This window comes from Chryseobacterium angstadtii, assembly GCF_001045465.1.
Taxonomy (GTDB): Bacteria; Bacteroidota; Bacteroidia; order Flavobacteriales; family Weeksellaceae; genus Chryseobacterium; species Chryseobacterium angstadtii.
In genome coordinates this window covers 131,146-143,286 of the sequence record NZ_LFND01000004.1, presented here as the reverse complement: position 1 = coordinate 143,286, position 12,141 = coordinate 131,146, and the positions used below count along the sequence as shown (strand labels likewise).

The window sequence follows — 12,141 nt, the reverse complement described above, 5'->3', positions numbered from 1 at the left end:
ATTTGCCAAAAAATTCAGATAAATAAATGGAAATAGAAATTTCCTCATGCGAACATCTAATGTATGTGAGTGAAATACAGCAGGAAATGTATGATTCTGCACAGCGCAGAGGAACGGGGATCGCAAAACGTTCCATCGAATATTTAACGAAAAAGATTTCAGAAGGAAATGCTGTGGTTGCTACTGAAAACGGGGAATGGGTGGGTTTCTGTTATATTGAAACCTGGTCACATGGTCAGTTTGTGGCCAATTCAGGACTTATTGTATCTCCGAATTACAGGAACAGAGGGGTAGCCACTTTGATAAAGAATAAAGTTTTCCAATTATCTAGAGAAAAATACCCGGATGCAAAGGTGTTTGGGCTGACAACAGGACTTGCGGTGATGAAAATCAACAGTGATCTTGGGTATAAGCCGGTAATTTACTCGGAGCTTACTCAGGATGAAGAATTTTGGAGCGGATGTAAGAACTGTGTGAATTATGAAATTTTAATGAAAAAGGAACGTAAGAACTGTCTTTGTACAGCCATGCTTTTTGTTCCTGAAAATAATAATAAAGTAAACGGGACTGAAATTCAGCAGTCCGAAATTGATGAGTATAATGGAGAAAAAGAAAGTAATCTTAGCGTTTAGCGGAGGTTTGGATACCTCTTACTGTGCTAAATATCTTAGTGTGACACTAGGGTATGAAGTGTATGCAGTTACTGTAAATACCGGCGGTTTTTCTAAAGAGGAAGAAAAAGAACTGGAGAAAAAAGCCTTTAATCTTGGGGTTAAAGAATACAGGTGCGTAGACGCTCAGGAGGATTATTATAATTCTTGTGTGAAGTATCTGATTTTCGGAAATGTGCTGAAAAACAATACCTATCCATTATCTGTGAGTGCAGAACGTACGGTTCAGGCACAGGAAATTGCGAAATATGCCATTGAAACGGGGGTGGATGCTATTGCTCACGGAAGTACAGGTGCCGGCAACGATCAGGTTCGTTTTGATTTGATTTTCCAGGTGATGTGTCCGGAAATGGAGATTATTACTCCCATCCGCGACATGAACCTGTCCCGTGAAGAAGAAATAGAATTCCTTAAAAACCACGGTTACGAAATGGAATTCCATAAAGCTCAATATTCTGTTAATAAAGGATTATGGGGGACTTCAGTAGGAGGAAAAGAAACCTTAACATCAAGAAATTCTCTTCCTGAAACTGCTTTTCCATCCCAGATTAAAGAAACCCAATCTTCAGAGCTGGAAATTGAGTTTAAGAATGGAGAGATTACAGCAGTAAACGGAGAAGCTTTTGAACATCCTGTTTATGCAATCCAGAAAGTAGAAGAACTGGCTTCGGCTTATGGTATCGGACGTGATATTCATGTTGGAGATACTATAGTTGGAATCAAAGGAAGAGTAGGATTTGAGGCGGCAGCAGCATCAGTGATTATCAAAGCGCACCATTTACTGGAAAAACACACGCTTTCAAAATACCAGCAGATGATGAAGTCCCAGCTTTCTGATTGGTACGGAAACTGGCTGCATGAAGCACTTTTTCTGGATCCGGTGATGAGGAATATAGAATCTTTTTTAACCGATTCTCAGAAAATGGTCAGCGGAAAAGTATTTGTGACCCTTCATCCATACAGGTTTGTTTTAAATGGAATTGAATCCGATCACGATCTGATGTCTGATAAATTCGGAAGTTATGGCGAAGCAAACAGAGCCTGGACAGGTGAGGATGTAAAAGGATACACGAAAATTGTAAGCAATTCTTTAAATATATATCACCAGATCAATTCAAAATAAAAAGTTCCAACGGAACGATTTATCCCAGGATAGGATGCAGTCCTGTCAATTATCAATCATCATATCATTTAAAATATGAAAAAAGTAGGAATTGTAGGAGCCAACGGTTATACAGGAAGCGAATTGATTCGTGTGCTGGCTTTTCATCCCAATGTGTTACTGAGTTTTTTATATAGCCGTTCCAATTCGGGGACAAAAATTTCAGATTTGTACCCGGATTTAACGGCAGTTTGCGAACAGGTTTTAACGGACCAACCTGAAGAAGTGGATATTCTTTTTCTGTGCCTTCCCCACAAGGAAAGTCGTAACTGGTTGATGCAGAATCCGGTTAAAGAGGAGACTTTAGTCATTGATTTAGGAAATGATTTCCGCCTGGATGGAAATTCCGGAAACAGAAATTTTATCTATGGACTTCCGGAAATCAATAAAAAAAATCTGGCCGGATCAAAAAGTATTGCCAATCCGGGATGTTTTGCAACGGCTATTCAGTTAGCGCTGCTTCCATTAGCAGAAAAAGGAATCTTGGATGAGGTATATACTACGGGAATTACGGGTTCAACGGGTGCAGGGCAGTCTTTACAGGCTACAACGCATTTCACCTGGAGGAATGATAATATTTCAGCATACAAAACGCTTACGCATCAGCATGTAGAAGAGATTTTACAGCAGTTGGTTTCGTTTAATAATAAAGAGGTCAGTCTGAATTTTGTTCCATGGAGAGGAGATTTTGCAAGAGGAATTTTTACAAGTTCAACGGTGAAAACAGATTTAATACTTTCAGATATCGTTCAGTTGTATCAGGATTTTTATGAAGATGCGCCTTTTGTAAAGGTAAGTGAGAAAGCAATTGATCTAAAGCAGGTTGTCAACACGAATCGCTGTGTGATTCAGATTGAAAAAAGTGGAAATGTAGCGGTTATTCACTCAGCGATTGACAATTTGTTAAAAGGAGCTTCCGGGCAGGCAGTGCAAAATATGAATATAGCGATGGGCTGGGAAGAAAATCTGGGACTGAATTTAAAACCGATAGCATTTTAAAAAAGTGATCAAAAAAGTGAATGGTCAATAAGTCAATTGTGAATTGAAAAACTGAAATATTCGACTTAGGAAATTGGAGCGTTAAGAAAATTAATTCTATGAACGTTAAGAAAATTCTACTGTTTGAAGCGCGACAAAAATATTGAATAGAAAAACAAATATGGAAATTGCGCAAGTTTTAGAATTTTTAGAGAATAGAAATAATTTTTAGTGGAAGTTTCCAGGTCTTGAACTTTTGTTTCTTTTGTTTCAAGACAAAAGAAATTAATTAAAATAAAAAACATGAATTTATTCAACGTATATCCATTATTCAACATCAATCCTGTAAAAGCCCAGGGGTCTTTTCTCTGGGACGATAAAGGCGAGAAATACCTTGATTTTTACGGAGGCCACGCAGTGATTTCAATCGGACACAATCATCCGCATTATCAAACTCAATTAAAAGAACAGCTGGAAAAGATCTCGTTCTATTCCAACTCTGTTCAGAACGGATTACAGACTGAGCTGGCTGAAAAACTGGGAAAACTTTCAGGATATGAAAATTATAACCTTTTCCTGTGTAATTCAGGAGCTGAAGCCAATGAAAATGCACTGAAGCTGGCTTCTTTTCATAACGGAAAAAGCAAAGTGCTGTATTTTTCAGGCTCATTTCACGGAAGAACTTCGGCGGCAGTTTCTGTAACAGATAATCCGAAAATTGTTGCCCCGGTCAATTTTTCCGAAAGATTCATTAAATCTGATTGGAATGATATCAGGCAGCTTGAAGAAATTTTTGAAACTCAGGGAAATGAAATTTCATCCGTCATCATTGAAGGAATTCAGGGAGTGGGAGGAATTATGATCCCGACAGCAGAATTTTTATCCAAAATTAAAGAACTCTGCGAAAAATATAATGCAGCACTGATCTTGGATGAAGTTCAGTCCGGATACGGAAGAAGCGGTTATTTCTTTGCGCATCAGGAATTTGGAATCGAACCGGACATGATCACGACAGCAAAAGGAATGGGAAATGGTTTCCCGATCGGAGGTGTTTTGATTCATCCGAAATTTGAAGCGAGCAACGGTTTATTAGGGACCACTTTTGGAGGGAATCATTTGGCCTGTGCAGCGGCAATTGCGGTTTTAGATGTGATGAAGGAAGAAAATCTTACTGAAAATGCTCAGGAAATAGGTGATTATATTGAAAACGAAATTAAAGACTTTCCACATATTAAATCCATCCGAAGGAAAGGCTTGATGATAGGAATAGAGCTTGATCAGGATTGCTCTGAAGTGAGGAAAAACCTGTTGTACACTCATCATATCTTCACAGGGAATTCTAATGATAAAAGTGTACTGAGGATCCTTCCGGCCCTGAATATCGGAAAAGAAGAAACAGATCTTTTTATCCATGCTTTGAAAGCCGTTTTAGATAAGATTTAAACCACAAAAGTCACAAAAGATATAAACACTTTAATAAACGGAACTGTTTTAAACTTACTTATGTATTCTAAAGTGTTTAAATAAAAAAAATTGTGGTAAAAATCATCAGAATTAATTAGAAAAAAATCATCAAATGAAAAATTTCACCTCTGTAAGCGATGTAAAAGACTTACAGTATATCATAAAAAAAGCTTTAGAAATTAAAGAAAACCCTCTCTCTGAAACCGAAAAAGGGAAAGGAAAAACAATAGGACTTGTATTTTTGAATTCAAGTTTAAGAACCCGTTTAAGCAGTCAGATTGCAGCACAGAATTTAGGATTAAATGTGTTGACGTTAAATGCAGCCCAGGAAGCCTGGAATCTGGAATTTGCCGATGGAGCGGTTATGAACGGAGATACCGTTGAACACATCAAAGATGCTATTGAAGTCCTGAACCAATATTGTGACATTATTGCAGTGCGTTGTTTTGCAGGCATGAAATCTAAAGAAGATGATGTCAACGAAAGTATCCTGAGTCAGTTTGAACAGCATGCTAAAGTTCCTGTTGTATCACTGGAATCGGCTACCCGTCATCCTTTGCAAAGCCTTGCAGACTGTATTACCATCACGGAAAACTGGAAAGAAGAACGTAAACCGAAAGTGGTTCTTACATGGGCTCCACACATCAAACCAATAGCTCAGGCCGTTGGAAATTCATTTGCAGAATGGATGCAGGAAATGGATGTAGACTTTGTCATTACCAATCCTGAAGGCTATGATCTGGATAAAAACTTCACAAAAGACATTAAAGTGATTCATAATCAGGAAGAAGCTTTAAAAGATGCAGATTTTATCTATGTGAAAAACTGGTCCTCATTTGATGACTATGCAGCAATGCCCGAGGTAAAAGAAAACTGGATGCTGACAGGAAAAAAACTTGAAAATACCAACCAGGCAAAAGTAATGCACTGTCTTCCGGTTCGTCGTAATGTAGAATTAAGTGATGAAGTAATGGACGGAGGAAACTCCATTATCTATCAGCAGGCCAAAAACAGAATTTTCTCTGCCCAAGCTGTCTTTTCAGAAATCTTAAATGAAATAAACCCATAAAGAGTTCCAACGGAATGATTTAACAAAAGATAAGACGCAGTCCTATCAACCCATCCACAAAAATGAAAGAAAAATTATACATCATAAAAATAGGAGGCGCCCTGATCGATGATCAGGAGCTGCTTGACCAATTTTTAGAGCAGTTTTCTGAAATTAAGGAAAAGAAAATTCTGGTTCACGGAGGCGGAAAATTAGCCACTACTTTAGCTGATAAATTGGGCGTTGAGCAAAAAATGATCAACGGAAGAAGGATCACGGATAAAGATACGCTGGATATTGTTTCTATGGTGTATGCGGGAGGGATCAATAAGAATATCGTAGCAAAACTCCAGAAAAAAAAATGTAAAGCAATAGGTTTTTCGGGAGCGGATGCCAATTTGATTAAAGCCAAAAAGAGAGAACATCCCGAGATTGATTTTGGATTTGTAGGTGATATCACCCAGAAAAGTGTCAATAAGAAATTGATTTCAAAGCTGATCAAACTGGATCTTGTTCCGGTATTTTCAGCCATTACACACGATAAAAAAGGAAATCTTTTCAATACCAATGCAGATACCATTGCATCAGTGCTTGCACAGGCTTTATCGCTAAAATATGAAGTGGAGTTGCTGTATTGTTTTGATAAAGAAGGTGTGCTGGAGGATGTTGATAATCCAAAATCGGTTATAAAAAGTGTAACAGAAGAAGAATTTTCTGTTTTAAAAGAAGCCGGGAAACTTCACAAAGGAATTCTTCCCAAACTTGAAAATGCACTCGGAGCAGTGAAAAATAATGTAGATAAGGTATTCTTAATTAAAGAAACCCAATTAAAAAATCATATAGAAAATCATCATGGAGGAACTGAAATCTGTTTATAGTAAAGAAGAATTGCTGTCCAATGCGGTTGAACTGCTTAAAAAACTGATTGCTATTCCTTCTTTCAGCAAAGATGAATACAATACGTCTGTGGAGATTGAAAACTTTTTCACAAAACATCAGATTCCCACAAAGCGTTTTAAAAATAACATTTGGGCAGTCAATAAAAATTTTGATGTATTCAAGCCGTCTATTCTGCTGAATACTCATCACGATACCGTAAAACCCAATAAAGCCTATACATTAGACCCTTTTCTTCCTGTTGAAAAAGAGGGGAAATTATATGGGTTGGGAAGCAATGATGCCGGAGCTTCTCTGGTTTCCATGGCTCAGGTTTTTCTGCATTTTTATGAGAAAGAAGACTTAAAATATAATTTAGTGATTGGGTTGACAGCAGAGGAGGAGATTTCAGGATTTGATGGAATTGAAGCCTTGTTTCCACAGCTTCCGAATATCGAACTGGCCATTGTAGGAGAGCCCACGCAGATGAATCTGGCCATTGCGGAAAAAGGACTTTTGGTGATAGACGGGGAAATGAAAGGAACTCCTTCTCATGCTGCTCATCCAAATGATGATAATTCTATTGTGAAATGCATGGAAGATCTTCAGCATATTCTGAACTTCAGATTTCCAAAAGTTTCAGATTATTTGGGTGAAGTTAAAGTTACACTTTCAGGAATTCATGCAGGAGTTCAGCATAATGTGGTTCCTGAAGCCTGTACTTTCACTTTGGATGTGAGGGTTACCGATGAATATTCCAACAAAGAAGCGTTTGAAATCATTCAGTCGCAGATGAAATCTTCATTAACTGCCAGGTCCTTCAGGTTAAATTCCTCAAAAATAGAAATGGATCATCCTTTTGTACAGGCAGGTCTGGAAACAGGCAGGACAACCTATGGCTCGCCAACCTCATCGGATCAGGCCATTATTCCATGTACATCAGTGAAAATAGGTCCCGGCGACAGCAGGCGCTCTCACACAGCGGATGAATATATCTGTATAAACGAGATTGAAGAGGGAATTGAGATCTATATCAGGATCTTAGAAAAAGTTTTATGAAAAGAAGTTAGAAGCTAGAAATTAGAAGTTAGATGTGGAAAATTTACACACACATTTAGCACTAACATCTAATTTCTAGCTTCTAATATCTAAAGTAAATGTTTTAACCACGCTCAGCAGGCAAATAAAAGTTCAGTTTTTAATAAAGATTTATGCAAAAAAAGATTAAAAACGAACAACTTCCGGTAAGGATATGTTTTTTTATAGTTAAAGGTGCTCTGCTGGGCAGGTTGAAACAAATTCAATATAATAAAGAATAGTATTATGAAAAAAATATGGCAGAAGGACGACCTGGCCACCAATATATTAGTCAACAAATTTACAGTCGGGAAAGATCTTGACTTTGATGAACGTTTAGCAAAATACGATGTTAAAGGCTCAATGGCGCATTGCCGGATGTTGGCAGAAACCGGAATTATTTCCGTTGAAGAATCAGAGCAGATGCTTTCTGTGCTGGCAGATATTTTAAAAGATATCGAAACCGGAAACTTTGAGATTGATAAAGAAGCGGAAGATATTCATTCTCAGGTTGAATCCATTTTAATTGAAAAATTAGGAGATACCGGAAAGAAAATTCATACCGCAAGATCCCGTAATGATCAGGTTTTGTTGGATATAAAACTCTATCTTCTGGACGAAATCCGAGAGATCACCGCCTTGACCGATGAGTTTTTCCAGATCCTGATCGGGCTGGCCGAACAGCATAAAAATATACTGCTTCCCGGCTATACCCATCTTCAGATTGCCATGCCGTCTTCGTTCGGATTGTGGTTTGGAGCTTATGCAGAAGCCTTGCTTGATGATGTTGAACTGTTGTTTTCGGTGAAGAATATAATCAATAAAAACCCGCTGGGTTCCGCAGCAGGATATGGTTCCTCTTTCCCGATTGATCGCGAAAGCACAACTTATAACCTGGGTTTTCAGTCGATGAACTATAATTCTGTTTATGCACAGATGACCCGTGGAAAATCCGAAAAAATGCTTTCTATGGCCATGGCTACTTTGGCAGGAACGCTTGGGAAGTTTGCTTATGACGTGTGTTTATATTTAAGCCAGAACTTTGATTTCATAAGCTTTCCAAAAGAATTTACAACAGGGAGCAGTATTATGCCTCACAAAAAAAATCCGGATATTTTTGAGCTGGTGCGTGCACGATGCAACCGGATTCAGTCGTTACCCAACGAACTGATTTTGTTGACGAATAATCTTCCGTCAGGTTATCACAGAGACGTGCAGCTGACCAAAGAAATTCTTTTCCCGGCTATTGATTCATTGAAAGAATGTCTGGAGATACTAAGTTATACCCTACCAAATATCCAGGTAAAAGACGGAATTCTGGAAGATGAAAAGTATAAGTATCTGTTCAGTGTAGAAAAGATCAATGAAGAAGTGAAAAAGGGAAGTTCATTCCGTGATGCCTATGTGAAAGTAGGTCAGGAGATTGAAAATAATGAATTCGAGTTTGAGGCCGGAAATCTTAGTCATACCCACCAGGGAAGCATAGGAAATCTTTGTCTTGATAAAATAGAATATCAGTTTAATAAGCTGAAAAACAAATTATTGGGTTGATTTTAAACCATTAAGATCGTTGAAGTTTTTAAGTTTAATTAAGAAAATCTATGCTTTTAAATACAGCTGGAAGATTACAATTCGCTTGCGAATTCTTAACTACTCTTATTTACTTTAAAAAGCTTAATGGTTTAATTAAATTTTAAATTATTATTCCAGATCAATTTTAAATTTAGTGGATTTTTTCACCTCGTGAAGCACAATTGAACTGTGATACTGGCCAATATTAGGAAGATTTGATATTACATTCACAGCAAAATCATTATAAGAATTAATGTCCTTTGCAATGATTTTCAGCATGTAGTCATACTCTCCGGAAAGACTGATGATTTCCTGAACTTCATCATATTTGATAATGTTCTTTTCAAAAGTTTCCAGCACTTTCTGAGATTGTTCTTTAAGACGCACATTACAGTAGACCACAATGTTCAGACCCAGCTTTTCACGGTTTAAAAGGCCAACGTATTTCTCAATAATGCCCTGTTTCTCCAGCTGTTTGATACGCTCATACGTCGGAGTAAAGGTAAGACTGATCCTTTCAGAAATTTCTTTTACAGATAATGTAGAGTCTTCCTGAATAATACTGAGAATCATTTTATCTTTTAAATCCATAGAGTTGTTTTGAGTTTTAACAAAAATATCAATTAAAAATGAAAATAAAAAAAAGATTACTGTTTTAAATTTATTTGAAACTTTGGTTTTGTAGGTTCGTAAAATTTTTATATCTTTGCACCTAATGAATAAAAGAGTATTTATATCATTAGATTTACCGGGCGAAAGCGCCCTTTACGATATTTATTGTTATTAAGCGAAGATCTTGTCTTCGCTTTTTTTATGCACAAAATTTAAGAATTATGTTTACGATTACAGAACTAAGCACCGAGAGAATCAACAGTATACTGGCCGAAGCAATGGCTTTTGCCAATGGAAAAACTGCAAAAATTGAAGGAGAAGTTTTCTGCTCAAATCTTTTCTTTGAAGACAGTACAAGAACAAAGACAAGCTTTGACATTGCAGAAAGAAAGCTGGGCCTGCAGGTAGTACCTTTTGATGCTTCGCACAGTTCTGTAAATAAAGGCGAGAGTCTTTATGATACAGTAAAGACCATTCAAAGTCTTGGCGTTAATCTGGTGGTTATCAGAGATAAAAAAGACAGATATTTTGAAGAGCTGAATACCATCAGCATTCCGGTGATCAACGGGGGAGACGGAACAGGAAATCATCCTTCCCAATGTATGCTGGATCTGATGACCATCTATCAGGAATTTGGAAAATTCGAAGGCCTGAAGATAGGAATTGTAGGAGATGTAAAACACAGCCGTGTAGCCAATTCAAATGCAGAAGCATTAAGAAGGCTGGGAGCTAAAGTATATTTCTCAGGTCCGGAAGACTGGTTTGATGAAGGAGCTTTAATTAACGGAACTTACTTACCGGTGGATCAGTTAATCGCTGAAGTGGATGTACTGATGCTGTTGAGAATTCAGCACGAAAGACACGATGCAAAAATGAGTTTTTCCGCTTCTGAATACCACAGAAGATACGGATTAACTAAAGAAAGAGAAAGAGCAATGAAAGCAGAAGCCATTATCATGCATCCGGCACCTATTAACAGAGGCGTTGAAATTGATACGGATCTTGTAGAATGCGAACGTTCAAGAGTGTTCAAACAAATGCAGAACGGTGTTTTCGCAAGAATGGCCATTCTGAAAGAAGCACTGGAAAAAGAAGGATATACCTTTAAATAATTATAAAAAGTAAAACTGTAAAAAGTATTCATGAATACATTAATACGTGAATACATTGTACAAAAAAATAATAGAAAATCTAATTTTAAAATGAAGAAAAAATTAATACTGGAGTCCGGTGAAGTGTTTCATGGAGAAGGTTTCGGAGCAGAATTGGAAACTGCAGGAGAAGTAGTTTTCAATACCGGAATGACAGGTTATCAGGAGTTGATCTCCGATCCGTCATACTGCGGTCAGATTGTTTGCATGACTTATCCGCTTATCGGAAATTATGGTATTAACCGTGATGATTATGAAAGTATCGAGCCGGCTATTAAAGGACTTATCGTAAAAGAATTGTGCGATCTTCCCTCTAATTTCCGTACTCAGATGACTTTAGATGAATTATTTAAAAAGAAAAATCTTTCAGGAATTTCTGGAATCGACACCAGAAGACTGACTAGAGTTCTGCGTAATTATGGAGTGGTAAAAGGAAAGATTGTAAATTCCGATGCTGATGAAAATACAGTAGTGACGGAATTAAAATCTACAACTTTCCCTACCAATCAGGTAGAAATGGTTTCTACAAAAACACCTTACGCCAATCCGGGAAGAGGATTTAAAGTAGTTCTGGTAGACTTTGGTTCCAAATTAGGAATTATCAGAGAATTATCTCAGAGAAACTGCGATATCACAGTAGTTTCACAAGATACTACAGCAGAAGAAATCTTACTGATGGATCCGGACGGAATTATGCTTTCAAACGGTCCCGGTGACCCTGAAGACAACCCTCAGGCATTAGAAATGATCCGCGGATTATTAGGAAAAGTTCCCATCTTCGGAATTTGCCTGGGACATCAGCTGATTGGTCTTGCGTGTGGAGCAAAAACGTTCAAACTGAAGTTCGGACACAGAGGAGGAAACCACCCTGTACTGGATCTTGAGAAAAACAAAGTTTCCATCACCTCTCAAAACCACGGATACGCCGTAGATCAGGAAAGTCTTAAAGGAACAGACCTTATTGAAACCCACATTGCATTGAACGACAGAACCAACGAAGGCCTGAAACACAAAATTCACCCTTGCTTCTCCGTTCAGTACCACCCGGAAGCAAGCCCCGGCCCTGAAGACGCAAATTATTTGTTTGATGAGTTCATTGATTTAATGTACCAATTTAAAAATGTAACAGTTTAACAATAAATTAAATGATCAATTTCGAAAAGAATCCTTTAATTGAAAAAACCATGAAATTCTCTTTGGATATTATTGAGTTTTGTGAATTATTGGAACAACATAAGAAATTCGTCATTGCTAAACAGTTATTACGCTCAGGAACAAGTATTGGTGCAAATTCTTTTGAAGCGCAAAATCCTTATAGTAAGAAAGATTTTGTTAATAAAATAAAAATTGCAGCCAAAGAACTTGAAGAAACAAAATATTGGTTATATCTGTGTAAACACTCCAAAAATTATCCTTTTGAAGATAAGTTGGAAATACAGATCATAGAAATTGGAAAAATTATTTATAAAATTTTAAGCACAAGTTTATCAAAGGAAAACGGTTTGTAAAAATTGTTACACTGTTAGATTG

The 12,141-nt window shown here is 37.3% G+C and carries 12 protein-coding genes; 11 read left to right on the top strand and 1 reads right to left on the bottom strand.

The features are described from left to right. Nucleotides 1–26: 26 nt before the first annotated feature. The 8 genes from ACM46_RS14020 to argH all read left to right on the top strand — a co-directional run bounded on the left by ACM46_RS14020 (nt 27) and on the right by argH (nt 8,827). The gene (locus ACM46_RS14020; protein ID WP_206541009.1) at nt 27–632 is read left to right on the top strand and encodes a GNAT family N-acetyltransferase; all 606 of its coding nucleotides are present in this window, start codon (nt 27–29) and stop codon (nt 630–632) included. Next, a complete protein-coding gene (locus ACM46_RS14015; RefSeq protein WP_048507303.1) occupies nt 601–1,794 on the top strand; it encodes an argininosuccinate synthase in 1,194 nt (397 codons plus the stop codon). Before ACM46_RS14020 ends, ACM46_RS14015 begins: the two co-directional genes overlap by 32 nt. Before the next feature lie 75 nt (nt 1,795–1,869). After that, on the top strand, nt 1,870–2,832 hold the full coding sequence (gene argC, locus ACM46_RS14010) for an N-acetyl-gamma-glutamyl-phosphate reductase (protein WP_048507302.1): 963 nt from the start codon (nt 1,870–1,872) through the stop codon (nt 2,830–2,832). A 282-nt stretch (nt 2,833–3,114) separates the two neighbouring features. Beyond that, a complete protein-coding gene (locus tag ACM46_RS14005; protein WP_048507301.1) occupies nt 3,115–4,254 on the top strand; it encodes an aspartate aminotransferase family protein in 1,140 nt (379 codons plus the stop codon). A gap of 133 nt (nt 4,255–4,387) precedes the next feature. After that, nucleotides 4,388–5,344, top strand: coding sequence for a Rossmann-fold NAD(P)-binding domain-containing protein (locus tag ACM46_RS14000; protein WP_048507300.1), 957 nt, complete (start codon nt 4,388–4,390; stop codon nt 5,342–5,344). 62 nt (nt 5,345–5,406) lie between these two features. Beyond that, on the top strand, nt 5,407–6,201 hold the full coding sequence (gene argB, locus ACM46_RS13995; protein WP_048507299.1) for an acetylglutamate kinase: 795 nt from the start codon (nt 5,407–5,409) through the stop codon (nt 6,199–6,201). Beyond that, nucleotides 6,176–7,258: a M20 family metallo-hydrolase gene (locus ACM46_RS13990; RefSeq protein ID WP_048507298.1), complete on the top strand. Its 1,083-nt coding sequence runs from the start codon at nt 6,176–6,178 to the stop codon at nt 7,256–7,258. The genes argB and ACM46_RS13990 overlap by 26 nt, the downstream gene beginning before the upstream one ends. Nucleotides 7,259–7,522: 264 nt before the next feature. Beyond that, the gene (gene argH, locus ACM46_RS13985; RefSeq protein ID WP_048507297.1) at nt 7,523–8,827 is read left to right on the top strand and encodes an argininosuccinate lyase; all 1,305 of its coding nucleotides are present in this window, start codon (nt 7,523–7,525) and stop codon (nt 8,825–8,827) included. 150 nt (nt 8,828–8,977) lie between these two features. On the opposite strand, the gene ACM46_RS13980 is transcribed toward argH, so the two are convergent. After that, complete coding sequence (locus ACM46_RS13980; protein ID WP_048507296.1) at nt 8,978–9,439, bottom strand: Lrp/AsnC family transcriptional regulator; 462 nt, start codon at nt 9,437–9,439, stop codon at nt 8,978–8,980. 242 nt (nt 9,440–9,681) lie between these two features. Here ACM46_RS13980 and ACM46_RS13975 point away from each other — a divergent pair, with 242 nt between their 5' ends. The 3 genes from ACM46_RS13975 (at nt 9,682) to ACM46_RS13965 (ending at nt 12,119) form a co-directional block, all read left to right on the top strand. After that, on the top strand, nt 9,682–10,572 hold the full coding sequence (locus ACM46_RS13975) for an aspartate carbamoyltransferase catalytic subunit (RefSeq protein ID WP_048507295.1): 891 nt from the start codon (nt 9,682–9,684) through the stop codon (nt 10,570–10,572). Nucleotides 10,573–10,662: 90 nt separating this feature from the next. Beyond that, nucleotides 10,663–11,745: a carbamoyl phosphate synthase small subunit gene (locus tag ACM46_RS13970; RefSeq protein WP_048507477.1), complete on the top strand. Its 1,083-nt coding sequence runs from the start codon at nt 10,663–10,665 to the stop codon at nt 11,743–11,745. Between the two features lie 11 nt (nt 11,746–11,756). Continuing rightward, nucleotides 11,757–12,119, top strand: coding sequence for a four helix bundle protein (locus ACM46_RS13965; protein ID WP_048507294.1), 363 nt, complete (start codon nt 11,757–11,759; stop codon nt 12,117–12,119). The last annotated feature ends 22 nt before the right edge of the window (nt 12,120–12,141 follow it).